The 25,668-nt window shown below is 56.6% G+C and carries 26 protein-coding genes; 16 read left to right on the top strand and 10 right to left on the bottom strand.

What is annotated here, in order from left to right:
• Positions 1 to 78: 78 nt before the first annotated feature.
• Complete coding sequence (gene gpmA, locus AMM41_RS13770; protein WP_089959705.1) at positions 79 to 816, bottom strand: 2,3-diphosphoglycerate-dependent phosphoglycerate mutase; 738 nt, start codon at positions 814 to 816, stop codon at positions 79 to 81.
• Between the two features lie 114 nt (positions 817 to 930).
• On the opposite strand from gpmA, the gene AMM41_RS13765 reads away from it, so the two are divergent.
• The 9 genes from AMM41_RS13765 (at position 931) to AMM41_RS13725 (ending at position 9,341) form a co-directional block, all read left to right on the top strand.
• The gene (locus AMM41_RS13765; RefSeq protein ID WP_089959702.1) at positions 931 to 1,332 is read left to right on the top strand and encodes a rhodanese-like domain-containing protein; all 402 of its coding nucleotides are present in this window, start codon (positions 931 to 933) and stop codon (positions 1,330 to 1,332) included.
• Positions 1,333 to 1,364: 32 nt separating this feature from the next.
• Positions 1,365 to 1,625 carry a glutaredoxin 3 gene (grxC, locus tag AMM41_RS13760; RefSeq protein ID WP_089959699.1) on the top strand — a complete coding sequence of 87 codons (261 nt, stop codon included), beginning with the start codon at positions 1,365 to 1,367 and terminating at the stop codon, positions 1,623 to 1,625.
• 118 nt (positions 1,626 to 1,743) lie between these two features.
• Positions 1,744 to 2,208, top strand: coding sequence for a protein-export chaperone SecB (gene secB / locus AMM41_RS13755; RefSeq protein WP_089959696.1), 465 nt, complete (start codon positions 1,744 to 1,746; stop codon positions 2,206 to 2,208).
• A 27-nt stretch (positions 2,209 to 2,235) separates the two neighbouring features.
• Complete coding sequence (locus AMM41_RS13750) at positions 2,236 to 3,234, top strand: NAD(P)H-dependent glycerol-3-phosphate dehydrogenase (RefSeq protein ID WP_089959693.1); 999 nt, start codon at positions 2,236 to 2,238, stop codon at positions 3,232 to 3,234.
• On the top strand, positions 3,235 to 4,389 hold the full coding sequence (gene rodA / locus AMM41_RS13745) for a rod shape-determining protein RodA (RefSeq protein WP_089959690.1): 1,155 nt from the start codon (positions 3,235 to 3,237) through the stop codon (positions 4,387 to 4,389).
• Positions 4,386 to 5,273 carry an NAD(P)-dependent oxidoreductase gene (locus AMM41_RS13740; RefSeq protein ID WP_089959684.1) on the top strand — a complete coding sequence of 296 codons (888 nt, stop codon included), beginning with the start codon at positions 4,386 to 4,388 and terminating at the stop codon, positions 5,271 to 5,273. The genes rodA and AMM41_RS13740 overlap by 4 nt, the downstream gene beginning before the upstream one ends.
• A gap of 67 nt (positions 5,274 to 5,340) precedes the next feature.
• Entirely contained in the window at positions 5,341 to 6,417 is a 1,077-nt protein-coding gene (locus tag AMM41_RS13735) for a DmpA family aminopeptidase (protein WP_089959680.1), read from the top strand.
• 111 nt (positions 6,418 to 6,528) lie between these two features.
• Positions 6,529 to 7,989 carry a metalloprotease TldD gene (gene tldD, locus AMM41_RS13730; protein ID WP_089960074.1) on the top strand — a complete coding sequence of 487 codons (1,461 nt, stop codon included), beginning with the start codon at positions 6,529 to 6,531 and terminating at the stop codon, positions 7,987 to 7,989.
• A 230-nt stretch (positions 7,990 to 8,219) separates the two neighbouring features.
• A complete protein-coding gene (locus tag AMM41_RS13725) occupies positions 8,220 to 9,341 on the top strand; it encodes a 3-deoxy-7-phosphoheptulonate synthase (protein WP_089959677.1) in 1,122 nt (373 codons plus the stop codon).
• A 57-nt stretch (positions 9,342 to 9,398) separates the two neighbouring features.
• Here the strand turns inward: AMM41_RS13725 and AMM41_RS13720 are convergent, their stop codons facing one another.
• Both AMM41_RS13720 and mpl read right to left on the bottom strand, forming a co-directional pair.
• Positions 9,399 to 10,283, bottom strand: coding sequence for a DMT family transporter (locus AMM41_RS13720; protein ID WP_089959674.1), 885 nt, complete (start codon positions 10,281 to 10,283; stop codon positions 9,399 to 9,401).
• 5 nt (positions 10,284 to 10,288) lie between these two features.
• Entirely contained in the window at positions 10,289 to 11,659 is a 1,371-nt protein-coding gene (gene mpl, locus AMM41_RS13715; RefSeq protein ID WP_089959671.1) for a UDP-N-acetylmuramate:L-alanyl-gamma-D-glutamyl-meso-diaminopimelate ligase, read from the bottom strand.
• A 71-nt stretch (positions 11,660 to 11,730) separates the two neighbouring features.
• Between mpl and AMM41_RS13710 the strand changes: the two genes are divergently transcribed.
• The 6 genes from AMM41_RS13710 to AMM41_RS22465 all read left to right on the top strand — a co-directional run bounded on the left by AMM41_RS13710 (position 11,731) and on the right by AMM41_RS22465 (position 16,669).
• Positions 11,731 to 12,315: a hypothetical protein gene (locus AMM41_RS13710; RefSeq protein ID WP_089959668.1), complete on the top strand. Its 585-nt coding sequence runs from the start codon at positions 11,731 to 11,733 to the stop codon at positions 12,313 to 12,315.
• 14 nt (positions 12,316 to 12,329) lie between these two features.
• Positions 12,330 to 12,872 (top strand): TlpA family protein disulfide reductase, encoded by a 543-nt coding sequence (locus AMM41_RS13705; RefSeq protein ID WP_089959664.1) that lies wholly within the window; start codon positions 12,330 to 12,332, stop codon positions 12,870 to 12,872.
• Positions 12,873 to 13,033: 161 nt separating this feature from the next.
• A complete protein-coding gene (gene accB / locus AMM41_RS13700) occupies positions 13,034 to 13,480 on the top strand; it encodes an acetyl-CoA carboxylase biotin carboxyl carrier protein (RefSeq protein ID WP_089959658.1) in 447 nt (148 codons plus the stop codon).
• A gap of 15 nt (positions 13,481 to 13,495) precedes the next feature.
• Positions 13,496 to 14,845 (top strand): acetyl-CoA carboxylase biotin carboxylase subunit, encoded by a 1,350-nt coding sequence (gene accC, locus AMM41_RS13695; RefSeq protein WP_089959652.1) that lies wholly within the window; start codon positions 13,496 to 13,498, stop codon positions 14,843 to 14,845.
• 6 nt (positions 14,846 to 14,851) lie between these two features.
• On the top strand, positions 14,852 to 15,745 hold the full coding sequence (prmA, locus tag AMM41_RS13690; RefSeq protein ID WP_089959649.1) for a 50S ribosomal protein L11 methyltransferase: 894 nt from the start codon (positions 14,852 to 14,854) through the stop codon (positions 15,743 to 15,745).
• A gap of 33 nt (positions 15,746 to 15,778) precedes the next feature.
• Positions 15,779 to 16,669, top strand: coding sequence for a zinc-ribbon and DUF3426 domain-containing protein (locus AMM41_RS22465; protein ID WP_089959646.1), 891 nt, complete (start codon positions 15,779 to 15,781; stop codon positions 16,667 to 16,669).
• Between the two features lie 79 nt (positions 16,670 to 16,748).
• Here AMM41_RS22465 and AMM41_RS13680 read toward each other — a convergent pair whose 3' ends face one another.
• The 6 genes from AMM41_RS13680 to AMM41_RS13655 all read right to left on the bottom strand — a co-directional run bounded on the left by AMM41_RS13680 (position 16,749) and on the right by AMM41_RS13655 (position 23,752).
• Positions 16,749 to 17,321 (bottom strand): histone, encoded by a 573-nt coding sequence (locus tag AMM41_RS13680; RefSeq protein WP_089960068.1) that lies wholly within the window; start codon positions 17,319 to 17,321, stop codon positions 16,749 to 16,751.
• A gap of 192 nt (positions 17,322 to 17,513) precedes the next feature.
• Positions 17,514 to 18,653 (bottom strand): ribonucleotide-diphosphate reductase subunit beta, encoded by a 1,140-nt coding sequence (locus AMM41_RS13675; RefSeq protein ID WP_089959641.1) that lies wholly within the window; start codon positions 18,651 to 18,653, stop codon positions 17,514 to 17,516.
• A gap of 143 nt (positions 18,654 to 18,796) precedes the next feature.
• Complete coding sequence (locus AMM41_RS13670) at positions 18,797 to 21,709, bottom strand: ribonucleoside-diphosphate reductase subunit alpha (protein ID WP_089960065.1); 2,913 nt, start codon at positions 21,707 to 21,709, stop codon at positions 18,797 to 18,799.
• A gap of 368 nt (positions 21,710 to 22,077) precedes the next feature.
• Positions 22,078 to 22,662 carry a 1,6-anhydro-N-acetylmuramyl-L-alanine amidase AmpD gene (gene ampD, locus AMM41_RS13665; RefSeq protein ID WP_194944787.1) on the bottom strand — a complete coding sequence of 195 codons (585 nt, stop codon included), beginning with the start codon at positions 22,660 to 22,662 and terminating at the stop codon, positions 22,078 to 22,080.
• A gap of 56 nt (positions 22,663 to 22,718) precedes the next feature.
• Entirely contained in the window at positions 22,719 to 22,952 is a 234-nt protein-coding gene (locus tag AMM41_RS22385; protein ID WP_089959637.1) for a PP0621 family protein, read from the bottom strand.
• The gene (locus tag AMM41_RS13655; RefSeq protein ID WP_089959632.1) at positions 22,949 to 23,752 is read right to left on the bottom strand and encodes a cytochrome C assembly family protein; all 804 of its coding nucleotides are present in this window, start codon (positions 23,750 to 23,752) and stop codon (positions 22,949 to 22,951) included. Before AMM41_RS13655 ends, AMM41_RS22385 begins: the two co-directional genes overlap by 4 nt.
• A 77-nt stretch (positions 23,753 to 23,829) precedes the next feature.
• Between AMM41_RS13655 and ffh the strand changes: the two genes are divergently transcribed.
• Positions 23,830 to 25,215 (top strand): signal recognition particle protein, encoded by a 1,386-nt coding sequence (gene ffh, locus AMM41_RS13650; RefSeq protein ID WP_089959628.1) that lies wholly within the window; start codon positions 23,830 to 23,832, stop codon positions 25,213 to 25,215.
• A gap of 109 nt (positions 25,216 to 25,324) precedes the next feature.
• Here the strand turns inward: ffh and AMM41_RS13645 are convergent, their stop codons facing one another.
• The gene (locus AMM41_RS13645) at positions 25,325 to 25,654 is read right to left on the bottom strand and encodes a 2Fe-2S iron-sulfur cluster-binding protein (RefSeq protein WP_089959624.1); all 330 of its coding nucleotides are present in this window, start codon (positions 25,652 to 25,654) and stop codon (positions 25,325 to 25,327) included.
• Positions 25,655 to 25,668: the final 14 nt, after the last annotated feature.

Below are 25,668 nucleotides of genomic sequence, written 5' to 3'. Positions count from 1 at the left end.
AAGTTCGAATCAATATACACCCGCAAGCCCCAAGGTGTGGGGCAGCGCGTGTAATTTCATGTAAAGGCTCAGGTGTGATCAGGCCTTGCCCTGACTGGCCACTGCGGCAGCTGCTGCGGCGGCGGCTTGGGCATCGCCCAAGTAGTAGTGACGTATTGGTTTGAGCTGTGCGTCGAGTTCATACACCAAGGGGATGCCGTTGGGGATGTTCAGGTTCACGATGTCGGTGTCAGATATGCCATCAAGGTACTTGATCAGGGCACGTATGGAGTTGCCATGGGCTGCGATCAGGACGCGTTTGCCCGATTGGATGCTGGGGGCGATGCTGTCATTCCAAGCGGGCAAGACTCGGGCCACGGTGTCTTTCAAACATTCGGTGAGTGGCACAAGGTCCGGCGAGGGATAGCGCCGATCCGCACGTTCACAGCGGCTGTCCGTGGCTTGCAGTGCGGGTGGGGGGGTGTCGTAGCTGCGACGCCAGATCAAGACTTGCTCATCGCCGAACTCTTTGGCCATGTCGGCCTTGTTCAGGCCTTGCAGTGCGCCGTAATGGCGCTCGTTCAGACGAAAATCCTTGACCACTGGCAACCAGGTGCGGTCCATTTCGTCCAGGGTGTACCACAGCGTGTGAATGGCGCGTTTGAGCACCGAGGTGTAGCACAGGTCAAAATCCCAACCTTCGGCTTTGAGCAGTTTGCCTGCTGACATGGCCTGACTCACGCCCGTGGGGGTCAGGTCAACATCGGTCCAACCGGTGAAGCGGTTTTCCAGGTTCCAGGTGGATTCGCCGTGGCGAATGAGGACAAGTTTGTACATAAGCAAATGGCCCTAAGAGGCGCTTCAAAACAGAGGTTAAGCCTGTCATTTTAGAATTGCAATTTTGGCGGCCCGCTGACGGGCCTCTTTTTTTGCCGAACAAGGGTGTGATTCGTGAACTTTCTCCTCGAAAACTGGATGTTGCTGTGCGTGGCCTTGGCCTCAGGTGTGGCGTTGATGTTGCCTGCTTTGACCAAGGGCAATGGCTTGGATCCACAAGGCATGGTGCAACTCATGAACCGTGAAAAAGCGGTGGTGATTGATGTGTGTGAACCCGATGAGTTTGCCCGAGGCCATGTGATCGGGGCGAAAAACCTGCCATTGGGTCAGTTAGAGGCCAAATTGGGGCAGTTGGTGAAAAACAAATCAAGCCAAGTGGTCATGGTGTGTCAAGTGGGTGCCCGTTCAGCTCGTGCTGCAGCGACAGCTCGTAAGCTCGGTTATGAGAATGTTCAATCGTTGTCTGGCGGTTTGAAGGCGTGGACTGCTGCCAGCATGCCCACAGAAAAAGCCTGATTTTGAATTTTTAAACATCAACTGGAGATCTCATGCAAGCCGTCAAGATGTACACCACCGCTGTGTGCCCCTATTGTGTTCGGGCTAAGCAAATTCTTAAATCCAAAGGCGTCCTTGAGATTGAAGAAGTCCGCATCGACACCGATCCTGCTCAGCGCGATCACATGATGCAAATCACAGGTCGGCGCACGGTGCCTCAAATTTACATTGGCGACACCCATGTGGGGGGTTGCGACGATTTGATGGCGCTGGATGCTCGGGGTGGTTTGGTGCCCCTTTTGCAATCGCTTTGACTTGCGGTGGCACCCAAGGCATCAAGGTGACTTGACTGAGCTTGGATGGTTGATAATTGGCTGTTTATGGCCCCAAACGTCTGACGCTGGTGTCAGACTATTTTTAAAAGAGTAAAAAATGACTGAAAACGCTGTCACAAACGAAGTCCAAGCACCTGTCTTTCAGATTCAACGTGTCTATCTGAAAGAGGCTTCATTGGAACAACCCAATTCCCCCGCCATTTTGCTGGACCAGCAGCAACCCAGCGTTGACATCCAACTCGGTGTGGAGGCGACGCCTGTGGCTGATGGCGTGTTTGAAGTGTGCGTGACCGCCACAGTGCATACCAAGATTGCAGACAAGACGGTGTTTTTGGCTGAGTGCAAGCAGGGCGGTATTTTTGAGATCCGTCACTTGCCCGATGATCAAATGGGCCCTGTCATGGGGATTGCCTGCCCGCAAATTGTTTACCCTTACCTGCGCGGCAACGTGGCCGACTTGATCACGCGTGCCGGTTTCCCTCCTGTGCACTTGGCCGAAATCAACTTCCAAGCCATGTACGAGCAGCAGCAAGCACAGCAAGCTGAGTCCTTGCCTCAGTAATTCCAAGCGTTTGCCGGACATGTTGCGATGCACATCACCCTGATTGGTGCAGGTGCCTGGGGCACTGCATTGGCGCTGGCGGCTTGTCAGCATCCAGCCAATCACGATGTGCGCCTTCATGCTCGGGACGCGGCACAGGCGCAGGCCATGCGCGATGAAGGGCAGAACAGGCGTTATCTGCCCGGTATCAAGTTGCCCGAACGGTTGCAAATTTCGGGTGGAGATTGGACGCCCTTGCTCGCTGATGCCGATGCGCAAACATTGTTCATCGTTGCCACGCCCATGTCGGGTCTGAGGCCCACACTCGAGCTCATGCAAGGGGTGCGTTCGCCTGTGGCTTGGCTTTGCAAAGGGTTTGAGTCGGGCACAGGTCTGATGCCGCACGAGGTGCAGCGTGATGTGGCACCCCACTTGCTGGCGGGTGCTTTGAGTGGACCGAGTTTTGCCCTTGAAGTGGCGCGGCATCAACCCACGGCCTTGGTCGCAGCAAGTCCCCATGCCTGTGTCCGCGATGCCCTTGTCGCGGGCTTTCACGGTCCGGCTTTGCGTGTTTATGCCAACGATGACATGGTGGGTGTCGAGGTCGGTGGTGCAGTCAAAAATGTCTTGGCCATTGCCACCGGTTTATGCGATGGCCTCGATTTGGGATTGAATGCCCGAGCCGCGCTGATCACTCGGGGTTTGGCAGAAATGACCCGCTTGGGAATGGCTTTGGGGGCTAAAAGTGATACTTTTATGGGGCTGTCAGGCTTGGGTGATTTGGTCTTGACGGCGACAGGTGATTTGAGTCGCAACCGCAAGGTGGGTTTGTTGTTGGCTCAAGGCCTCAACTTGAACGAAGCATTGGCCTCATTGGGGCATGTGGCCGAGGGCGTTTACAGTGCCCGCACAGTGCTTTTGCGGGCGCGTCAGTTGGGCGTCGAGATGCCCATCACACAAGCTGTGGTGGCCTTGTTGGACGGCAACTTGAGTGCGCAGCAGGCCGTTCAGGCCTTGATGGGGCGTCATCCCAGAGGTGAGTCATAAATGGTCGCCTCGATTCATAAACCCACCGTACTGCAACGCCTGTGGCGCTTTGTTGAGGGTTTTGATGGTCCCTTGGCGTTTGCTGTCTTCATGCTGGCTTGCGCCGGTTTGCTGATCATGTATTCCTCGGGCTTTGATCACGGGACGCGCTTTGTTGATCATGGGCGAAACATGCTCATTGCGGGTGCCATCATGTTTGTGGTGGCTCAAATTCCACCACCTAAGTTGATGGCGTGGGCTGTCCCGGTTTACACCATGGGTGTGATTTTGTTGATCGCAGTGGCTTTGTTTGGCATCACTAAAAAAGGGGCTCGGCGTTGGGTCAATCTGGGGGTGGTCATTCAACCCAGTGAGATTTTGAAAATTGCCTTGCCTTTGATGCTGGCTGCTTGGTTTCAAAAACGGGAAGGTCAACTTCGCTCATCTGATTTTGCAGTGGCTTTGTTGATATTGGGTGTGCCCGTGGGTTTGATCATGAAGCAACCTGATTTAGGGACAGCTTTGCTGGTGTTGGCAGCGGGTTTGGCCGTGATCTTCTTTGCCGGTCTCAAATGGCGATGGATTTTGCCGCCTTTGGCTTTGGCTGTGGTTGGTATTGTTGCTTTGGTGGCATTTGAACCTTCTTTGTGCGCAGCCAACGTGGATTGGCACGTTCTGCATGAATACCAAAGGCAAAGAGTCTGTACTTTGCTGGATCCTGCTCGCGATCCTCTGGGCAAAGGGTTTCACATCATCCAGGGCATGATTGCGATTGGTTCAGGTGGGTTTTGGGGCAAGGGCTTTATGCAAGGAACCCAGACGCATCTGGAGTTCATTCCTGAGCGCACCACTGACTTTATATTTGCAGCTTATGGCGAGGAATTTGGTTTTGCAGGGGGCCTGTTTTTAATTTCTTGTTATTTCTTTTTGATTTACAGGGCGTTGATCATCGCTATGCAAGCGCCAACCTTGTTCAGTCGATTGTTGGCAGCGAGCATGGCCATGATATTTTTCACTTACGCATTTGTGAACATGGGCATGGTCAGTGGCATCTTGCCTGTCGTGGGCGTGCCCTTGCCTTTCATCAGTTATGGCGGCACGGCCATGGTGACATTGGGTCTGGCTTTGGGGATTTTGATGTCGATTGCAAAATCCAAACAACTGGTGCAAACATGACAAAACTGATGCAGGTCGCGGTGGTGGGTGCGGGCAATATGGGCGGTGGCATGCTGACCCGTTTGCGCGGTCTTGGCTGGTCTGTGGCGGTCCACGACGTTGACCCGCAGGTTCAGTCGCATGCGGCGGCATTGGGGGCGGTTGCTTGTGGCTCTGCCAAGGAGGCCGCTCAGCTTCTTTCGCCCGACGGCGTGTTGATGGTGGTCGTGGTGGATGCGGCCCAAACCGAGGTGGTGCTTTGGGGCGAAGGCGGTGCTGGCCCGGTGATGCAACCGGGTCAGTCGGTCATGCTGTGTCCTACGCTTGGGCCGGTAACGGTGCAAGGGCAGGCCGAACGACTGGCGCAAAGGGGTATCGATTTCATTGATGCCCCCATGTCAGGTGGTCCTTTGCGTGCCAAAGAGGGCACCATGAGTTTGATGGTGTCTTGCTCGGATGCGGTGTGGCAGCGTAGCCAAACGCTGTTGAATGCCTTGAGCCAACAAGTCTTTCGTGTCGGCACGCGCCCAGGAGACGGTGCACGCACCAAGTTGGTCAACAATTTGTTGGCCGCCGTGAATTTGGCCGGAGCCGCCGAGGCCATGGCCTTGGCCGAGCGGCTGGGTCTGGACCCCGCGGCCACGCTGTCTGTGATCGAGGCATCGAGCGGGCAAAGCTGGATTGGCTCTGACCGCATGCGTCGGGCCCTGGCCGGTGACTTCGAGCCTCGCGCCCATGTCACTTTGCTGGCCAAGGACACGGGCTTGGCTCTGCAGGCCGCCGAAGAAGTGGCCTTTGATCCCCCGTTGGGCAGGATTGCACGCGGTTTGTTTGCCCAAGCCCTTGCGCAAGGCTGGGCCGACCTGGACGATGCGGCTTTGCTGCAATTGATGCGTCAGCGCTGAACGAGCAGCCATCGGCAGCGCTTGTGGATGCCCGCCTCGTGGCAACTTGTGAAACCAGAGGACGCCGATGAGCCGACCCCGAGCCCGTGAATTGGGCCTGCCTTTTGCGGGCCAGACCGGCCCCTTCAACGCCATCACCGACGTGCCCGGGGTGACGGTGGGCTTCACCACCCTGACCGATCCCTCGCGCCGCATGCGCACCGGGGTCACGGCCATCGTGCCCCGGCAGGATGCGAACAACCCCATGCCCGTGTGGGCGGGTTTTCATGCCCTCAACGGCAATGGCGAGATGACCGGTGTTCATTGGATCAACGATGCGGGGTATTTTCTGGGGCCCGTGCTGATCACCAACACCCATGGGGTGGGGGCGTGCCACCAGGGGGCGGTGCAATGGATGTTGGGCCGTTACGCCGAGCATTTTCAAAACCACCACGCCTGGGCCATGCCTGTGGTGGCCGAAACCTACGACGGGGTGCTCAACGACATCAATGCCCTGCATGTGCAAGCGGCGCATGCCGTGGCCGCACTCGATGCCGCCACCAGCGGGCCGGTGGCCGAAGGCTCGGTGGGGGGTGGCAACGGCATGATCGCCTACGAATTCAAGGGCGGCACGGGCACATCTTCGCGCCAGATCCAGGTGGCGGGCCAGACCTACACCCTGGGCGCCTTGGTGCAGGCCAATTACGGCAGGCGTCACTGGCTGTCGGTGTTGGGGGTGCCTGTGGGTCAAGCCATGCCGGGCGGCTTTGCCAAGAAAGAAAGTGGCTCCATCATTGTCATTTTGGCCACCGATGCGCCCCTGTCGGATGCCATCTTGCGTTCGCTGGCCAAGCGGGCGGGCTTGGGCATTGCTCGTTCGGGCAGTCCGGGGGGCAATTCATCGGGCGATATTTTTCTGGCCTTTTCGGTGGCCGACCCCATGTCTCACCCCGAAAAAATGGGCGCAGTGATTCAGCGTCACAGCCTGAACTGGGAGGTGCTGGATGTGCTCTACGAGGCCGCGGTGCAGGCCGTGGACGAGGCGGTCATCAACGCCCTGGTGCAGGGCGAGGATGTGCCCACTGTCAAACCGGCCGGGCATGTGGTGCCTGCGCTGGACACAGACAAGCTGCTGGACTTGATGCGCCAGCATGGCCGGATGTAGGCTTTTGGGTCGGCCGTCTGCGGACCCGCGAACCTCGTTCGGTCCTGTTCGGCACGGTCCTGGTCTCTCCAGCCCCGGCAAGGGTCTTGATCCCTGCCTACAATGGCTCCCATGATTTCACGCGAACCCACCATCGAACGTCTGGCCACGGCCCGCTCCCTCTTGCTTGAGCCTTTTGGCTTGGACGAAACTCACCTCAGCCGTGCTTTGGCCGCCATCAAGGCCCACGCTGTGGACGACGCTGACCTGTACTTTCAGTACACCCGCTCCGAAGGCTGGAGCCTGGAAGAGGGCATCGTCAAGACCGGCAGCTTCAGCATCGACCAAGGTGTGGGCGTGCGGGCCGTGTCGGGTGAGAAAACCGCCTTCGCCTACTCGGACGACATCTCCGAAGCTTCTTTGATGGATGCAGCCATGACGGTGCGCACCATCGCGCAGGCGACGCAAAACAAACGCATCAAAGTGCCTGCCCGCAAGGTCTCAGCCAGCCGCTCGCTCTACCCCTCGCTCGACCCGATGTCCACGCTGGACAGCACCGCCAAGGTGAATTTGCTCGGACGCGTGGAAAAAATCGCCCGAGCCAAAGACCCGCGTGTGGTGCAGGTCATGGCCGGTCTGGCCACCGAATACGACGTGGTCATGGTGGCCCGGGCCGATGGCACCCTGGCCGCCGACGTGCGCCCCTTGATTCGCCTGTCGGTCACGGTGATTGCCGAGCAAAACGGCCGCCGCGAAGTGGGCAGTGCGGGTGGCGGTGGCCGCTTTGGTCTGGCCTACTTTGACGACGGCATGGTCGAGACCTATGTGCAAGAAGCCGTCTCGGCCGCACTGATCAACCTCGAAGCTCGCCCCGCGCCTGCGGGCGAGATGACGGTGGTGCTGGGCAATGGCTGGCCCGGTGTGCTGCTGCATGAAGCCGTAGGCCATGGTCTGGAAGGCGACTTCAACCGCAAGGGCTCGAGCGCTTTCAGCGGCCGCATCGGCCAGCGCGTGGCGGCCAAAGGCGTCACCGTGCTCGATGACGGCACCATCTCTGACCGTCGCGGCTCTCTCAACGTGGACGACGAAGGCCACGCCAGCCAAAAGAACGTGCTGATCGAAGACGGCATCTTGCGCGGCTACATCCAGGATTCGATGAACGCTCGCCTCATGGGCGTCAAGCCCACGGGCAACGGCCGACGCGAAAGCTATGCCCATGTGCCCATGCCACGCATGACCAACACCTACATGTTGGGTGGCGACAAGAGCGCCGAAGAAATCGTGGCCAGCATCAAAAAGGGCCTGTACGCCACCAACTTCGCCGGCGGCCAGGTCGACATCACCAGCGGCAAGTTTGTGTTTTCGGCCAGCCAGGCTTACTGGGTGGAAAACGGCAAGATCCAATACCCCGTCAAGGGCGCCACCTTGATCGGCAGCGGCCCCGAGTCGCTCAAGAAGATCAGCATGATCGGCAACGACATGAAGCTCGACTCGGGTGTGGGCACCTGCGGCAAAGAGGGCCAGAGCGTTCCGGTGGGCGTGGGTCAGCCCACGCTGCGCATTGATGGCCTCACCGTGGGCGGTACGGCCTGAGGCGCCTGTTCGGGTTTGCCCTTGGGCGGACCCGTCAGGAAGCGTCATCAACCTGTGATACATTGATCCCCATGTTTTCGCGCATCGCTTTTTACTTTTTTTATTTTTGGTTCTCAGTCCCCGGCGGACGAGAGGCGAGCGAATAAGCACCCGAACATCTCGACACACACCGCCGGAGCTCCAAAGCCCGGCGGTTTTTTTTGACCTTTTTTCAATCTGAGGAGTCCACGATGAACGCCAAAACCGCAGCCCCCGAGAGCTGGTATCCGAATGCCGCCGACCGTACCGGCCAGACCGACGACGAACGCATCAAGGACATCACCGTGCTCCCGCCCCCAGAACATTTGATCCGCTTTTTCCCGATTGCCGGCACGGCGACGGAAACCCTGATCTCCCAAACCCGCAAATCCATTCAGAAGATCGTGCACGGCCAAGACGACCGCCTGCTCGTCATCATCGGCCCTTGCTCGATCCACGATCCGGCTGCAGCCCTCGACTACGCCCGCCGCCTCAAGCCCCTGCGTGAAAAATACGCCGACACGTTGGAGATCGTGATGCGCGTGTACTTTGAAAAGCCCCGCACCACCGTGGGCTGGAAAGGCCTGATCAACGACCCCTACTTGGACGAGAGCTACCGCATCGACGAAGGCCTGCGCATCGCCCGCCAGCTGCTGATCGAGATCAACCGCCAGGGCTTGCCCGCAGGCAGCGAGTTCCTGGACGTGATTTCGCCCCAGTACATCGGCGACCTGATCAGCTGGGGCGCCATCGGTGCCCGCACCACCGAAAGCCAGGTGCACCGCGAGTTGGCTTCGGGCTTGTCGGCCCCCATTGGCTTCAAGAACGGCACGGATGGCAACATCAAGATCGCCACTGACGCGATTCAGGCGGCAGCCCGTGGCCACCACTTTTTGTCGGTGCACAAAAATGGCCAAGTCGCCATTGTGCAGACCCAGGGCAACCAGGACTGCCATGTGATTTTGCGCGGCGGCAAAGCGCCCAACTACGACGCCGATAGCGTGGCCGCCGCGTGCAAGGAACTGGAAGCTGCCAAGCTGCCTGCCACTTTGATGGTGGACTGCAGCCACGCCAACAGCAGCAAAAAGCACGAGCGCCAGATCGACGTGGCCAAGGACATCGCCGCACAAATCAGCGGCGGCTCACGCCAGGTGTTCGGCGTCATGGTTGAAAGCCACCTCAAAGACGGTGCCCAGAAGTTCACACCCGGCCAGCACGATGTGGCGAATCTGACCTATGGCCAGAGCATCACCGATGCATGCATTGGCTGGGACGACAGCGAGGGCGTGTTGCAGGTGTTGTCCGATGCGGTGAAGGCACGCCGCGCAGGCTGAACTGCAGAGGTCTGTGGGCTGGACTGCCTGTCCAGCCTTCAGGCGCTGCCCTCGGGCTCAGACCGCAGGTGATTCGGTCTTGACTTGGAACTCGCGCCACAACAGGTAAAGACCGCTGGCCACCACCACGGTCGCGCCCAACAACACCGCACGGTCGGGCACTTGGTCAAAGACCAGCCAGCCGCCCAGGGTCATGTAGAGGATCTGCTGGTAGAGAAACGGCCCCAGCACAGCGGCAGAAGCAAATCGGTGGGCTTGCGCTGCGAAATAGTGACCCGCGCCGCCACTGAGTCCGGCCAGTGCCAGCAGCAGCCACTGCCAGCCGCTGCTGGGGGTTTGCCATGTCCACAGCGCAAAAGGGGTAAGCACAGCGGTGGACACCAGGGCCGATGCCAGCTGCATGGTGGCCGGATGTTCTTGGCTGGCCAGGCGGCGCGTCAGCAAGTTGAACAGGGCGTACAAAACGGCGTTGCCCGCAGACAGCAAAATGGCCGGGTGAAAAGCTTGGCTGCCCGGGCGAATGATGATCAGCACGCCGATGAAGCCTGCGGCAATGGCGGCCCAGCGCCGGGCATCCAGCTTTTCTCCCAGCCACCAGGCCGAGAGCACAGCAATCAAGATGGGCACGGAAAACTGCATGGCACCGGTTTCTGCCAGTTGCAGGTATTGCAGGGCCCAAAAGTTCAGGCCCGTCATGCAGGCCAACATCAGACCACGTAGCAATTGCAGCCGGGGATGGTGCCAGCGCACCAGTGACAGCCCCATGCTGGGGGCGAAAACTGCGAAGGAAAACAGCGAGTGCGTGAGAAAACGCAGCCACACGACTTGCAACACCGGCAAACTCAGCACCAGCCACTTGGCCGTGGTGTCCAGCACCGCGAACATCAGGGTGGTCAAGGTGACCAGTCCAATACCCAGTCGCCGGTTGCTGTTGTTGAGCATGCCCTTTAGACCGTTTGAATGGCTTGGAGCAACTTGGCGTGAATGCCGCCAAAGCCCCCGTTGCTCATGCACAGCAGGTGGTCGCCGGGCTGCACTTTGGCCAGCACTTGGGCGATGACTTCGTCTATGTTGGCACCCACCTGCGCTTTGGCCTCCATGGGCAATAGGGCTGCAGTGGCATCCCAGCCCAGTCCGCCCGAATGGCAAAAGGCCAAATCGGCTTCTTCCAGGCTCCAGGGCAGTTGGGCTTTCATGGTGCCCAGCTTCATGGTGTTGCTGCGTGGCTCGAAGATGGCGAGGATGCGGGCTTGGCCCACCTGACGGCGCAGGCCGTTGACGGTGGTGCGGATCGCGGTGGGGTGGTGGGCAAAGTCGTCGTAAACGGTGATGCCGTTCACACAACCGCGTACTTCCATGCGGCGTTTGACGTTTTCAAACGAGGCCATGGCTTTTGCCGCCACAGCGGGGCTCACGCCCACATGCTCGGCGGCGGCGATGGCGGCCAGTGCGTTGAGCTGGTTGTGCACGCCGCCAATGGCCCATCGCACTTCGGCCACGGATTGGCCAGACTGCAACACTCGGAACTGCGAGGGTTCGCCTTCGGCCACAAAGTCGCTCACGGTCGAACCAAAGCTGCGCACTTCGCTCCAGCAGCCTTGCGCCAGCACACGGGTCAGGCTTTCTTCCAGGCCGTTGACCACCACCCGGCCCGAACCAGGCACGGTGCGCACCAGGTGGTGGAACTGGCGTTCAATGGCCGCCAGGTTGTCAAAAATGTCGGCGTGGTCAAACTCGAGGTTGTTCAGGATGGCAGTGCGCGGGCGGTAGTGCACAAACTTGCTGCGTTTATCGAAAAAGGCGGTGTCGTATTCGTCGGCTTCGATCACGAAATACTTCCCGCCGCCCAGACGTGCCGAGACGCCAAAGTTGAGCGGCACGCCGCCCACCAGATAGCCCGGCTCCAGCCCTGCTTGCTCCAGCACCCAGGCCAGCATCGAGGTGGTGGTGGTTTTACCGTGTGTGCCCGCCACCGCCAGCACATGTTTGCCTTGCAGCACATGTTCGGACAGCCACTGGGGTCCGCTGGTATAGGGCGCACCGGCCTCCAATATGGCTTCCATCAGCGGGAATTTGGGGCTGCCGTCTGGCAGGCGGGCGCGGCTGACCACGTTGCCGATCACGTACAGGTCGGGTTGGAGGGCCATCTGGTCGGCGTCAAAACCCTCGATCAACTCGATGCCCAAAGAGCGCAGTTGGTCGCTCATGGGTGGATAAACACCCGCGTCACATCCCGTGACCCGATGCCCAGCCTCGCGGGCCAGCGCGGCCAAGCCCCCCATGAAGGTGCCACAAATGCCCAAGATATGTATATGCATGCCCGGATTTTAGGGGGCCATCGGGCACAGCCTGGACCGCGAGCCGCTGGGGCCGGTCACAATCGGTGCCCATGAACGAGTTTGCCCTTGAAATTGCCGCCACTGCTGCCCGTTTGGTGGTGGAAGAAGGCTTGGCCTTTGGCCCGGCCAAGCACCGCGCCCTCAAAGAGCTGGGCCTGCCCACGCGCACCGCTTTGCCCACCAACGATGTGGTCGAGGCCGAGGTGCGCGACTACATTGCCTTGTTTTGTGCCGACACCCAGCCCGCCGAGTTAATGGCCTTGCGCGAATTGGCGCGGGTCTGGATGCAGCGCTTGGCCGAATTTCGTCCGCACCTGGGTGGTGCGGTCTGGCAAGGCTGGGCCACGCGCCTGTGTGACGTGGATCTGGCCTTGTTTTGTGATGACCCCAAATCGGCCGAAATCGCCCTGATCAACCAGAACCAGCGCTACGAGACCCAAACCGTGCGCGGACTGCATGGCGACGATGTAGAGGTGCTGAGCCTGCACAGTTTTTGTATGGGTTTGAATGAAGATGTGGGCGTGCACCTGCGCATTTACGACCTCAACGATTTGCGCGGTGCTTTGCTGCCCGATGGGCAAGGCCGTTCACCTCGTGGCGATTTGGCCGCTCTGGAGCGCTTGCTGTCTGCTTGAAAGACAATCCACGCATGAACAATCTCAATTCAAATGCTTCTCGGCGCAATTTGCTGTTGGGGGCGGGTGCAGCGGCTGCTGTGGCAGGTGTTGGCTTGTCCTTATGGCGTTTTGAGCCCAAGGTGGTGGCCAACGTCCAAAGTCACCCTGTTTGGAGTCAGCAATTCGAAAACCCTGCGGGTGCTGTTTTGTCGATGGGCAGTTTCAAAGGTCAACCCCTGTTGTTGAACTTTTGGGCCACTTGGTGTCCACCCTGTATCGAAGAGTTGCCCATGATCAACGCCTTCTGGCGTGAAAATGCACCGAACGGTCATCAAGTTGTGGCATTGGCCATTGATCAACCGAGTGCGGTTCGCCGTTTTCTGGAGCGACAACCTTTGGCTTTTCCCGTGGGTTTGGCCGGTTTGGAGGGCACCAATTTGGCCAAGTCGTTGGGTAACGCAGCAGGTGGATTGCCCTTTACCGTCTTTTTCAATTCAAATGGCAGCATTTGGCGTCAAAAGATGGGTCAATTGACCCAGGCTGATCTGGATGAGTGGCGTCGCAACAGCGTCTGAAGCGGGTGTGATGGAGATTTTTGCCCTTCCTTCGTCTGAAAAGTGCCCTTTTTCTGGTCGACCGCATCTCAAATCTGGTCTGTAAGCAGATTTTTGAGGGGTTTTACCGAAATTTGGTGTAAATTCGATCGATTACATGTGCTTACAGCAATGGAGGATCCGTGGATTTACGCAAACTTAAAACATTGATTGACTTGGTGTCCGATTCGAATGTGACCGAACTGGAAATCACCGAAGCCGAAGGCAAAGTCCGTATTGTCAAAGGCAACGGTTTGGCCGCGCCTGTGGTGATGCAGCAAGCAGTACCTGCACCTTTGCCTGTGACCCCCGTTTTTGTCGCTCCAGAAGCACCTGCGGCCCCTGCTGCACCAGTGGGGCATGCGGTCAAGTCGCCCATGGTCGGTACTTTCTACAGGTCCTCCAGTCCGGGTGCTGCACCGTTTATCCAGATCGGCTCGGTGGTCAAAGAGGGTGATACCTTGTGCATCATTGAGGCGATGAAGATTCTCAACGAAATCGAGTCTGACAAATCCGGCACGGTCACGCAGATTTTGTGTGAAAACGGTCAGGCCGTGGAGTACGGTCAGCCTTTGTTCATCGTCGAATAAGCCAACGGGGATTTCATGTTCAAGAAAATCCTGGTCGCCAATCGTGGTGAGATCGCTTTGCGCATCCAACGGGCTTGCCGAGAGTTGGGTGTCAAAGCGGTCATGGTTTACTCAGAGGCCGACAAAGAAGCGAAATACGTCAAATTGGCCGAAGAAGCGGTTTGTATCGGTCCTGCGGCGTCTTCGCTGAGTTACCTGAATATGCCCGCCATCATTTCAGCAGCGGAAGTGACCGATGCCGAAGCGATTCACCCAGGGTATGGGTTTTTGAGTGAAAACGCCGATTTTGCCGAACGTGTCGAAAAAAGCGGGTTCCAGTTCATTGGACCAACACCCGAGTCCATTCGCATCATGGGCGACAAGGTGTCTGCCAAACAGGCCATGATCCGTGCGGGTGTGCCCTGTGTGCCAGGATCCGAAGGTGAGTTGCCCGATGATCCTGTGCAAATTCGTCGCATTGCCAAAGCGGTGGGTTACCCTGTGATCATCAAAGCTGCGGGTGGTGGTGGCGGTCGCGGCATGCGTGTGGTGCACACCGAGGCTGCTTTGGTCAATGCGGTGCAAATGACCAAAGCTGAAGCCGGTGCAGCCTTTGGCAATCCTGCGGTTTACATGGAAAAATTCCTCCAGAACCCGCGCCACATCGAGATCCAGATTCTGGCTGACAAGTTCAAAAATGCTGTTTACTTGGGTGAGCGTGATTGCTCCATGCAGCGTCGCCATCAAAAAGTGATTGAAGAAGCCCCGGCACCAGGCATTCCCCGCAAATTGATCGACAAAATTGGCGAGCGCTGCGTTGCCGCCTGCAAGAAAATTGGCTACCGTGGTGCGGGCACCTTCGAGTTCTTGTTTGAAAATGGTGAATTTTATTTCATTGAGATGAACACCCGCGTGCAGGTGGAGCACCCTGTGACCGAATGGATCACTGGGGTCGACATCGTCAAAACCCAGATCATGGTCGCTGCGGGCGAAAAACTGCCCTTCACGCAAAAGCAGATCCAAATTCGGGGTCATGCCATCGAGTGCCGCATCAATGCCGAAGATCCGTTCAAGTTCACGCCATCACCTGGCCGCGTCACTTCATGGCACATGCCGGGTGGCCCGGGTGTGCGTGTTGACTCGCACGTCTACAACAATTATTTTGTGCCGCCCAATTACGACTCGATGATTGGCAAATTGATCGTTCATGGTGACACCCGCGAGCAAGCTTTGGCCCGGATGCAAACGGCTTTGAATGAAACCGTGATCGAGGGCATCAACACCAATGTGCCCTTGCACCGGGAGTTGATGGTCGATGCCAAATTCATGCAAGGTGGCACCAACATCCATTACCTTGAACACTGGCTGAGCCAGCACAAACGCTGAGGCCATATGTTTGAACTGAGTCTGTTGTGTCCAGAAGACCGGGTCGATGTCTTGAGCGATGCACTCGATGCGTTGGATGCTTTGAGTGTGTCTGTCGAAGATGCCGATGCCCAAACCCCTGCTGAGCAAGCCTTGTTTGGTGAGCCCGGCATGCCCCCGCCCAAAGAGGGATGGCAACGGTCCAAAGTCGTTGCCTTGTTTGCACAAGAGGTGCAAGCTAACGATGCATTGGCCTTGCTGGAGCTTCAAGATTTTTTTGAAGACTGCGAAGTTTTAGGCATTCAGACATTGGAGGATCAAGATTGGGTGAGACTCACGCAATCCCAATTTGCGCCTGTCGAGGTGACCTCCGACTTTTGGATTGTCCCCACTTGGCATGAACCCCCCAGTCAGGCTCGCCAAATCATCCGGCTGGATCCGGGTTTGGCTTTTGGTACGGGCACCCACCCCACCACGCGCATGTGTTTGCGCTGGATTGCTCAAAATGGTGTTCAAAACCAACGTGTCCTCGATTACGGTTGCGGCTCCGGAATCTTGGCCATTGGTGCAGCCAAGTACGGTGCAACAGCCATTGATGCTGTGGATATTGACGATGCGGCCGTGACATCGACCGAACTCAATGCGCAAGCCAATGGTGTGCAATTGACGGCAGGTTTGCCAGACAAGGCAAAAGGCCAGTACCAAACAGTTCTGGCCAATATTTTGGCCACACCGCTCAAGGTGCTTGCCCCATTGCTTTGTGCCCATGTGGCCCCTGGAGGTTCCTTGGTCTTGGCGGGTATTTTGGAGCGACAGGCTGATGAACTCAAGCTGGCCTATGCCCCTTGGATCCGTTTAGAGGTGGCAGATACCCAAGAAGGCTGGATTTTGATGACCGCCAAAGCCAACGAGCATGCATAGCAATCTGCTCAATCGCCTGACTACAATCAGCGGATGAACAGGATAACTCGCTGCCCAGCTTGCGCCACAGTCTACCGTGTGGACTCAGAACAGTTGCAAGCTGCGGGCGGTTGGTTAAGATGTGGACATTGCGAGCATGCTTTTGACAGCACTGGCTTGGTTTTGTTTTGGGAACCCTTGGCAGAGTCGGATCTCACGCATGTCACTCGTGAAACGCCGGTCAGCGCAGCCACCGCCATGCCCTTGGGCCATGAATCTGTCCCAACAGATGGACTGTTAAAAGTCGAAGATCCAGGCACTTTGCAAGCCAGTTCTCCAAGCAACGAGGCCTTGGTCTCATTTGAAAATGCTTTGTCGTCTTTTCGTCAACCACTGAGTTTGCCTTCCGACCTGGCATCCACCGTCCTTCGCGCAGATGCCCCTCAGGTCACGGGCGAATTGTCGCTTGCGCACAGACCCAATACAGTCAATCCATCCAAGCTTTGGCCCGCCACATTTGTATTGTTGGTCTTGATGTTGATCTTGCAGGCTGCGTTTGTGCAGAGGCATGTCCTTGCTTTGCATTGGCCTGCAGTTGCGGTGAGTTTTGATGCTGTGTGTCAATCCGTGGGATGTACGCTCGAGCCTTCGCAAGATGTGGAGGCTTTGGTCATTGAAAGCTCGACTTTGGTGCGACGCACTGACGATTTTTTACTTTCCTGGACCCTTCGAAATACCTCGGACAGCATGGTGGCCATGACGGCATTGGAGTTGACTCTTTTGTCTGGAAACCAACAACCGGTTTTACGCAAAGTGGTTTTGCCCCAAGAAATGGGCGCACCGAAGTCTCTCCCAGCAGGTCAAACTTGGACGGGGCAATTGAGTTTGCGCACAGCCCATGAGACGCCGTTCAGCGATTATCGAATTTTGAGTTTCTACCCCTGAGTAAATCCCTTTTTTGACAACAAAAAAACCCGGCACTGAAACCAGTGACGGGTTTGGCGGTCAGGTATGACCTGTTGAATCAGGGCTTGGCTGCTGAAGGAAACGGCCAGGCTGCTTGAGGATTCAGAGTGGTTTGAGCAGCAGGCGCTTTGGATGCCTTCTTTGCCGCTGGTTTTTTGGCTGCCTTCTTCACAACGGCTTTTTTGGCTGCTGGTTTTTTGACAGCTGCTTTTTTGGCTGCAGCTTTTTTTGCAGGTGCTGCCTTAGGCGCTGCTGCGACTTTTTTCGCTGGAGCAGCTTTTTTGGCTGCAACGGCTTTTTTAGCTGGAGCAGCTGCTTTCGCTGGAGCAGCTGCTTTCGCTGGAGCGGTTGCTTTCGCTGGAGCTGCTTTTTTAGCGCTTACGGCCTTTTTAGCAGGAGCGGCTTTTTTAGCGCTTGCAGCCTTTTTAGCGGCGGGAGCAGCTTTGGTTGCAGGTGCTACTTTTTTAGCTGCTGGCTTTTTGGCGACAGCCGCTTTTTTAGCCGGTGCTGCCTTGGTGGCCGGTGCAGCTTTTTTGGCTGCGGGTTGCTTTGCTACAGCAGCTTTTTTGGCCGGAGCGGCCTTTTTCGCGGGAGCAGCTTTTTTTGCTGTTGCTTTTTTTGCAGTTGCCATGATTTTCTCCTTGATCAAGTTGAGATCTCAACGGAAAGGGAACGCTTTGTGCTTGTTGGACTGCACAAAACGATCCATGGTGTTGAGGGGCTCCTCAGCACCATGAACGCAGTAAAGCCACACACCACATCACCCGAGGGCATTGTGGTGCGTGGCTGTTTAATGGATTTCATTGATTTGCAGGTCAGACCATCAATCCCAAGACAAAGCGCCGCCTGATTGGTATTCGATGACCCGAGTTTCAAAGAAGTTACGCTCTTTTTTCAGATCAATCATTTCGCTCATCCATGGGAAAGGGTTCTCCTCGTTGGGGAACAAGGCGTCCAAACCGATTTGTGTGGCGCGGCGGTTGGCAATGTAGCGCAAGTAGCCTTTGAACATGGAGGCATTCATGCCCAGCACACCGCGGGGCATGGTGTCTTCGGCATAACGGTATTCCAGTTCCACCGCCTTCAAGAAAAGCTCATTGATTTCTGCTTTGAACTCGGCAGTCCAGAGTTGAGGATTTTCAAGCTTGACGGTATTGATCAAGTCGATACCGAAATTGCAATGCATCGACTCGTCGCGCAAAATGTATTGGTACTGTTCAGCCGCGCCCGTCATCTTGTTTTGGCGACCCAAAGCCAAAATTTGTGTGAAACCAACGTAGAAAAACAAGCCTTCCATCAAGCAAGCGAAAACAATCAGCGACTTGAGCAAGGTCTGATCGTTTTCCAATGTGCCGGTTTTAAAGTGCGGATCCATGATCGCACTGATAAAGGGAATGAGGAATTCGTCTTTGTCGCGGATGGATTTGACTTCGTTGTATGCATTGAAAATCTCGCTTTCATCGAGCCCCAAAGATTCAACGATGTACTGGTAGGCGTGGGTATGGATGGCTTCTTCAAAGGCTTGACGCAACAGAAACTGACGGCACTCAGGTGCCGTGATGTGCCGGTAAGTACCCAGTGTGATGTTGTTGGCAGCCAAAGAGTCTGCTGTCACGAAGAAACCAAGATTGCGTTTGACAATGCGACGCTCATCTTCTGTCAGGCCATTGGGATCTTTCCACAAAGCGATGTCTCGGTTCATGTTGACTTCTTGCGGCATCCAATGGTTTGCGCAAGTGGCCAAGTATTTTTCCCAAGCCCATTTGTACTTGAAAGGAACCAACTGGTTCACATCGGTTTGGCCATTGATGATCCGCTTGTCCGCTGCATTCATTCGTCGCGGCGCTGCCGAAGTCGTGGCGTGAAACAGCGCTGCCTCGGTGATGGTCGATGCATCAGAGCCATGAACGGAAGGCATTGCAGTTTGCGATGCGGGTTTAACTTGATCGTCCCAAGACAACATAAAAAATTCCAATTCTCAGATTATGAAAGCATGCGGTGAAATTGCAAAGAAGTCATTGACATGATGCAAAACCACACGCTTGAAGTGTTGTTCAATTGCATCGCACATTGCAGGCTGGCGCAGTGCGATGCGAGGTCATGACATCACTGACAAGCCTCACAGCCAACATCGTCAATGGCTGTAAATTTAACGTCTGTTGCGGGTACAGCATTCATGGCCGGTGCCGCCACCGTGGATGCCACAGCACTGCTTCCAGAAGCGGGAGAGCCAGAAGACACCGCATTGTGTGAGCCAGCTTTGACCGTGGATTTTTCAACCTGGGTGGCACTGGATGTGCGCAGGTAATAAGTGGTTTTAAGACCCCTCAGCCATGCAAGTTTGTAGGTGTCATCGAGTTTTTTGCCCGACGCACCAGCCATGTAAATGTTGAGAGATTGGGCTTGGTCAATCCATTTTTGACGTCGTGCAGCAGCTTCAACCAGCCAAGTCGTTTCGACTTCAAATGCTGTGGCGTAGAGCGCTTTGATGTCTTGAGGCACACGATCGATGGGCCGCAAAGAGCCGTCAAAGTGTTTCAAGTCCATGACCATCACGTCATCCCACAAGCCCAAGCGCTTCAGATCGCGCACCAAATAACTGTTGATGACGGTGAATTCGCCTGACAAATTGGATTTGACTGACAGGTTGCCAAAGCACGGCTCGATGGACGCATCCACGCCAATGATGTTGGAGATGGTGGCTGTGGGTGCAATGGCGACACAGTTGGAGTTGCGCATGCCGTCTGTCTTGATTTTTTGACGCAAAGCATCCCAATCGAGGGCGGACGAGCGGTCGACCTCAACATAGCCGCCTCGTTCGCGTGCCAACAAGTCGATCGTGTCAAAAGGCAAAATGCCGCGATCCCACAAAGAGCCTTTGTAGCTGGAGTATTCGCCACGCTCTTTGGCCAAATCGGTCGAGGCCCAGTAGGCGAAGTAGCAAATGGCTTCCATGGAGCGGTCAGCAAATTCCACCGCTGCTTGCGAAGCGTAAGGGATGCGCATTTCATACAACGAGTCTTGGAAAGCCATGAGACCCAAGCCCACAGGCCGATGACGCACATTGGAATCACGCGCTTTTTTGACTGCGTAGTAGTTGATGTCGATCACGTTGTCCAACATCCGCATGGCAATCGAGATGGTCTTTTTGAGCTTGTCGTGGTCAAGCACTTTGCCGTTGGCCGTGTCTTTGAGGTGTCGGGACAGGTTGACCGAACCCAAGTTGCAGACGGCAGTTTCGGTGTCGCTGGTGTTGAGTGTGATCTCTGTGCACAGATTGGACGAATGCACCACGCCAACGTGTTGCTGTGGCGAGCGGATATTGCAAGGGTCCTTGAAGGTGATCCAAGGGTGTCCTGTTTCAAACAGCATGGACAGCATCTTGCGCCACAAGTCATTGGCCGGCAATTTTTTGCTGGGTTTGATTTCACCCCGTTCGGCCTTGGCTTCGTAGGCCGTGTAGGTTTTTTCAAAATCAGCCCCGTACTTGTCATGCAAATCTGGGCAATCTGAAGGAGAGAACAGTGTCCAGTCACCTTTTTCCATGACGCGACGCATGAACAGGTCAGGAATCCAGTTCGCGGTGTTCATGTCGTGCGTGCGGCGGCGATCATCGCCGGTGTTTTTGCGCAATTCCAGGAATTCTTCAATGTCCAGGTGCCAAGTCTCAAGGTAAGTGCAGACCGCGCCTTTGCGTTTACCACCCTGATTGACGGCAACTGCGGTGTCGTTGACCACTTTGAGGAACGGCACCACGCCTTGTGATTCGCCATTGGTGCCTTTGATGTGCGACCCCATGGCTCGCACACGGGTCCAGTCGTTGCCCAATCCCCCAGCGAACTTGGACAACAAGGCATTTTCTTTGATGGATTCGTAGATGCCATCGAGGTCGTCAGGCACAGTCGTCAGGTAACAGCTCGACAGCTGCGGACGCAATGTGCCGCTGTTGAACAAGGTCGGCGTCGAAGACATGAAATCGAAGGAGGACAGCACTTCGTAAAACTCGATGGCACGGGCTTCGCGATTGGCCTCGCTGACCGACAGACCCATGGCCACACGCATGAAAAATGCTTGGGGCATTTCAATGCGTTGCTTGCGCACATGAAGGAAATAACGGTCATACAGGGTTTGCAGACCCAGGTAATCAAACTGCAAATCGCGTTCAGGCTTGAGCGCTTCTGCCAGTTTTTTCAAGTCAAACTGCGCCAGTTTGGGGTCAAGCAGTTCGTTGTCGATGCCTTTTTGGATGAACTTGGGGAAGTATTGGATGTATTCGCCAGCCATCTGATCTTGGGTCACTTCCTTGCCCAAAATTTCCTTGGCAATGGTGTGCATCAACAATCGGGCCGTGACGTAGGTGTAGTCTGGGTCTTTTTCAATGAGGGTTCGCGATGCCAAGATGGAGGCTTTGTACACCTCTTCCATGGGCACACCGTCGTACAGGTTGCGCATGGTTTCCGCCACGATCGGCTCAGGACTCACGTCAGGGCCCAAACCGGCGCAAGCATTGATCATCAAGGACTTCAGGTAATTCAGGTCCAGGGCCACGCGTTGGCCACCGTCCAGAACATGCAACACGGGCTCTTGAACGGCAGGCTCAGCATGTGACTGTTGGCTGCGTTCTTGGGTGCGGCGTTCACGGTAGAGCACATAGGCGCGAGCGACTTCGTGATTGCTGCTGCGCATCAGACCCAGTTCCACTTGGTCTTGCACATCTTCAATGTGAAAAGTGCCTCCCCCGGGTCGTGAACGCATGAGTGCACGAACCACGTTTTGGGTCAGTTGCTCTACCACCTCTCTCACGCTGGCAGACGCAGCGCCTTGGGTGCCATGCACGGCCAAAAACGCCTTCATCATCGCGATGGCGATTTTGCTGGGTTCGAACGGCACAACGGCACCGTTGCGGCGAATGATTTGGTAATGGTTCAAGGGTTGCGCAGAAGAATGGCCCGCACGATCGGCTTCGGACAAGTTCGTCTGGCTGGTGGGCGACAAAGGAGGGGTCAGATCGGTTTGCATGTTCATTTTTGTATGGGAAAAGTCAAAGATGAGGCCGATCAAAAGAGTGCAAAGCCTCTTTTGATCAATTGTGAGATTTTGTAAAAGACACTATATCTGGTGTCTCGGGGCATGGCAAGCCACTACAGGTAGTGTATCCGTCTCCAAAAGACACCACACTCTACTCAGGTGGGCCAGACCACACTGGGTAAGAGTGATGGGTCTTTTCAGAACTTGAAATGGGGCGCTTCAAGCCCCGTCAAAATGGGTTTTTTCACGAAAAGGTCAGTGGTGATGGGGCATGCAAGTGATTTTCGTCTTGCATGCCTGATGCTTTGGGGCGATGGCGGATCTGCAGATGGACGGCGATCCGATTGAAAAACTGAGAGCTACCTAGGGTAAACGCTAGGTGGGAAATTTAACATTGATTTCAGTCGATTCCAGTCAAAACCAGCACCGGGGTCTTGTTTTCTTTCGGGGGCAATGTGCTCATGCCCCGCGACATGGGCAATGGGGCAGTGAAGCTGCAAGGCTTGGCAAAGTTGGCTCAGTTGTGTGTACTGAGCCTCTTCAAATGTTTCACCTTCCAGGCCTTCCAGTTCTATGCCGATGGAGTCATCGTTGCATTGGTTTCTGCCCCGGTACTCAGATTGGCCTGCATGCCAAGCGCGGTGATCGATACTGACAAACTGCCAAAGGGTGCCGTCGCGCCGGATATAAAAGTGGGCTGACACCTCTAAACCCCGGATTTGCGAAAAATAGGGGTGAGCCTCCCAGTCCAGCTGATTGGTAAACAGCGCTTGAACTTCGTTGCCACCATATTGGCCGGGTGGCAGGCTGATCGAGTGGATAACCACCAAGTCAACACAGGCCCCGTTGGGTCGCAATCCAAAATTTGGCGAGTCCAAGCGTGTGGCATGACGGTACCAACCGTCTTGCCAAAGACCGATGGGTTCTGAGAGGAGTTTTTCCAAGTGCTGGATTTGTTGGACCACAGAATTGAATAAGAACGAGAAAGACTGGCCAAGGATCAGGACGGATTGCGGTCTTGTGCCGCAGTTCGGTGATCGGTGCTGCAGTACACGCCTTTTTCACCGTTCACGGTTTCGTCTTGGGGAAGATGGATGCCGCAGTGTGTGCATGCAACCATGTTGGAAGGCTGGTTTGGGCTGTCTTGTGGTGGAGGTGCTGGCGTGTCCCTGCGGTTTCGTTTGAGGGCCCAAATGACCACCAATACCAGCAAAATCAACAAAAGATATTTCATCCAACGCGCCCGATCAAAACTTCCAAAACAAAGCGTGAGCCAGCATAGGACAAGAGCAGCAGTGCCGCGCCAATGTAGAGCACCCGCACGGCGCGGCGACCTCGCCAGCCCCATTGCTGGCGTCCAATCAACAAAGTGGCAAAAGTGATCCAGGACAAGAGGGCAAAAACCCGCTTGTGGTCCCAGTGCCATTGGGTATGGGTTTGTCCATACAAGGCTTCGCCAAACAGCGCTCCCGCCACCAAGGTGGCCGTCAGCAGCACAAAGCCTGCAGTCACAAAGCGAAAGGTCAGGCGTTCCAGGGTGAGCAAAGGAAGGCCGCTGGTGGCGTCATGGGCCAGACGGATGTCGTGTTCGGTGCGCGTCATCATCCAGGCGTGGACCACAGCAGCTGCAAACATGCCGTAGGCCGACAAACCCAAGGCCCAGTGCAGGGGCAGCCAGGCCGAAGCTTGTGCGGTCAAAGGCGTACCGGGAAAGACCCAAGCCAAAACCACCGTGACGGCACCCAAACTCCCCACGGCCCAGCGGACCTTGAGTTTGGGGAAAAACTGGGTCTCGATCATGTAAGCCGTGACCACCAACCAAGCCGTGACCGACAGTGCAGGGGCAAAACCAAAACGCACCGGACCCATGAGCAGCATCAGCAAACTCAGCGCGTGCAATGCCCAGGCCAGCAGCAACAGTCGTCTGGCGTGGACATCACTGAGGTGTCGAGGCACCAAAGCGGGCAAGGCATAGGTCAGCGCCGCCAATGCAGAGAAGGGCAGCGTCCAGAAAGGAGCACTCGCTAAAATCATGGGTCCGAGTTTAGCCTTTCAGGCGCAGCCACAGGGGCTTCGCCAACACGCTTGACCGGTTTTTTCTGGATTCCCCCATGGCCTCCGCCCTGACCGACAAACTCTCACGCCTCGTCAAGACCCTCAGCGGACAGGCCCGCATCACCGAATCGAACGTGGCCGACATGCTGCGCGAGGTGCGCATGGCCTTGCTCGAAGCCGATGTGGCCCTGCCGGTGGTGCGCGATTTCATCGCCCGCGTGAAGGAAAAAGCCCTGGGCCAAGAGGTCATGGGCTCGCTCAAGCCCGGCCAAGCCTTGGTGGGTGTGGTCAACCGCGAGCTGGCCGCCACCATGGGCGAGGGGGTGTCGGACATCAACTTGGCCGCGCAGCCGCCCGCCGTGATCCTGATGGCAGGTTTGCAAGGTGCCGGTAAAACCACCACCACCGCCAAGCTGGCCAAGCACCTGATTGAAAAGCGCAAAAAGAAAGTGCTCACGGTCTCGGGTGACGTGTACCGCCCCGCCGCCATCGAACAGCTCAAAACCGTCACCGCCCAAGCCGGTGCCGAATGGTTCCCCAGCTCGCCCGACCAAAAGCCAATCGACATTGCCCGCGCCGCCATTGACTACGCCCGCAAGCACTTTTTTGACGTGTTGCTGGTCGACACGGCCGGTCGCCTGGCGATTGACGAAGCCCTGATGGCCGAGATCAAGGCGCTGCACGCTGAACTCAAGCCTGTTGAAACCCTGTTCGTGGTCGATGCCATGCAGGGTCAGGACGCGGCCAACACCGCTCGCGCCTTCAGCGACGCCTTGCCGCTCACGGGCATCGTGCTGACCAAACTCGATGGCGATTCACGCGGTGGTGCGGCCCTGTCGGTGCGCCAGATCACGGGTGTGCCCATCAAGTTTGCGGGTACGAGTGAAAAAATTGACGGCCTGGAAGTGTTCGACGCCGAACGCCACGCAGGCCGGGTGCTGGGCATGGGCGACATCGTGGCCTTGGTCGAGCAGGTCACAGCGGGTGTGGACATGGAAGCCGCGCAAAAGCTGGCGTCCAAGGTCAAGAGTGGCGGCAGCTTTGACCTGAATGACTTTTTGGCCCAGATCCAGCAGATGAAGCAAATGGGCGGCCTGTCGAGCCTGATGGACAAACTGCCCAGCCAGTTGACCGCCAAGGCCGGGTCTATGGACATGGACAAAGTCGAAAAAGACATTGGCCGCAAGCAAGGCATCATCCACAGCATGACGCCCAAAGAGCGCAGCAAGCCTGAATTGATCAAAGCCACCCGCAAGCGGCGCATTGCCGCTGGCGCAGGCGTTCAGGTGCAGGACGTCAACCGCATGCTCAAGGAGTTTGAGCAGATGCAGGACATGATGAAAAAGATGTCCGGCGGCGGCATGATGAAGATGATGAAACGCATGGGTGCCATGAAAGGCATGATGGGCGGTGGCGGGGGCTTTCCCGGCATGCCGCGCTGAAGCTGCCGACCTACCAGATGCCCTGTAGGTCGGTAGCTTCAGCTCCGACGATTGTTCGCTCCGGCACAGGCCCATGTCGGGGCTGAAGCCGCCGACCTACAAATACTGTTCAATACTGGTTCGCGGGCAGCGACACCAGCAGGCCATCCAGTTCTTGCGTCAGCATGATCTGGCATGACAGGCGACTGCCCGGCTCGCGCGTTTGGGCGGTGAAGGCCAGCATGCCGTCTTCGTCGCCGGTCATGGCTGGCAACTTCGCCAGCCAGTCCCCTGACACCACCACATGGCAAGTCGCGCAGGTGAGCAGCCCGCCGCAATCGGCTTGAATGCCCGTCAAGTTGGCATCGACCGCAGCCTGCATCAGGCTTTGGCCGGGCTGGGCTTGCAGGGTGTGCACCGCTTGTGTGGGGTCGTGGGGTTGCAGGTGGATGGTGATCATGTTCAAGGGGTTTT

Source organism: Limnohabitans sp. 2KL-3 (assembly GCF_001269405.1).
Lineage (GTDB): Bacteria > Pseudomonadota > Gammaproteobacteria > Burkholderiales > Burkholderiaceae_C > Limnohabitans_A.
Note: the sequence above shows the minus strand (reverse complement) of the source record. Positions and strands in the feature narration are given on the sequence as shown.

Coding starts and splice junctions, on each gene's coding strand:
- gpmA (WP_089959705.1), bottom strand. CDS start 816: ATGTACAAACTTGTCCTCATTCGCCACGGCGAATCCACCTGGAACCTG.
- grxC (WP_089959699.1), top strand. CDS start 1,365: ATGCAAGCCGTCAAGATGTACACCACCGCTGTGTGCCCCTATTGTGTT.
- secB (WP_089959696.1), top strand. CDS start 1,744: ATGACTGAAAACGCTGTCACAAACGAAGTCCAAGCACCTGTCTTTCAG.
- AMM41_RS13750 (WP_089959693.1), top strand. CDS start 2,236: ATGCACATCACCCTGATTGGTGCAGGTGCCTGGGGCACTGCATTGGCG.
- rodA (WP_089959690.1), top strand. CDS start 3,235: ATGGTCGCCTCGATTCATAAACCCACCGTACTGCAACGCCTGTGGCGC.
- AMM41_RS13740 (WP_089959684.1), top strand. CDS start 4,386: ATGACAAAACTGATGCAGGTCGCGGTGGTGGGTGCGGGCAATATGGGC.
- AMM41_RS13735 (WP_089959680.1), top strand. CDS start 5,341: ATGAGCCGACCCCGAGCCCGTGAATTGGGCCTGCCTTTTGCGGGCCAG.
- tldD (WP_089960074.1), top strand. CDS start 6,529: ATGATTTCACGCGAACCCACCATCGAACGTCTGGCCACGGCCCGCTCC.
- AMM41_RS13725 (WP_089959677.1), top strand. CDS start 8,220: ATGAACGCCAAAACCGCAGCCCCCGAGAGCTGGTATCCGAATGCCGCC.
- AMM41_RS13720 (WP_089959674.1), bottom strand. CDS start 10,283: ATGCTCAACAACAGCAACCGGCGACTGGGTATTGGACTGGTCACCTTG.
- mpl (WP_089959671.1), bottom strand. CDS start 11,659: ATGCATATACATATCTTGGGCATTTGTGGCACCTTCATGGGGGGCTTG.
- AMM41_RS13710 (WP_089959668.1), top strand. CDS start 11,731: ATGAACGAGTTTGCCCTTGAAATTGCCGCCACTGCTGCCCGTTTGGTG.
- AMM41_RS13705 (WP_089959664.1), top strand. CDS start 12,330: ATGAACAATCTCAATTCAAATGCTTCTCGGCGCAATTTGCTGTTGGGG.
- accC (WP_089959652.1), top strand. CDS start 13,496: ATGTTCAAGAAAATCCTGGTCGCCAATCGTGGTGAGATCGCTTTGCGC.
- prmA (WP_089959649.1), top strand. CDS start 14,852: ATGTTTGAACTGAGTCTGTTGTGTCCAGAAGACCGGGTCGATGTCTTG.
- AMM41_RS22465 (WP_089959646.1), top strand. CDS start 15,779: ATGAACAGGATAACTCGCTGCCCAGCTTGCGCCACAGTCTACCGTGTG.
- AMM41_RS13680 (WP_089960068.1), bottom strand. CDS start 17,321: ATGGCAACTGCAAAAAAAGCAACAGCAAAAAAAGCTGCTCCCGCGAAA.
- AMM41_RS13675 (WP_089959641.1), bottom strand. CDS start 18,653: ATGTTGTCTTGGGACGATCAAGTTAAACCCGCATCGCAAACTGCAATG.
- AMM41_RS13670 (WP_089960065.1), bottom strand. CDS start 21,709: ATGCAAACCGATCTGACCCCTCCTTTGTCGCCCACCAGCCAGACGAAC.
- AMM41_RS22385 (WP_089959637.1), bottom strand. CDS start 22,952: ATGAAATATCTTTTGTTGATTTTGCTGGTATTGGTGGTCATTTGGGCC.
- AMM41_RS13655 (WP_089959632.1), bottom strand. CDS start 23,752: ATGATTTTAGCGAGTGCTCCTTTCTGGACGCTGCCCTTCTCTGCATTG.
- ffh (WP_089959628.1), top strand. CDS start 23,830: ATGGCCTCCGCCCTGACCGACAAACTCTCACGCCTCGTCAAGACCCTC.
- AMM41_RS13645 (WP_089959624.1), bottom strand. CDS start 25,654: ATGATCACCATCCACCTGCAACCCCACGACCCCACACAAGCGGTGCAC.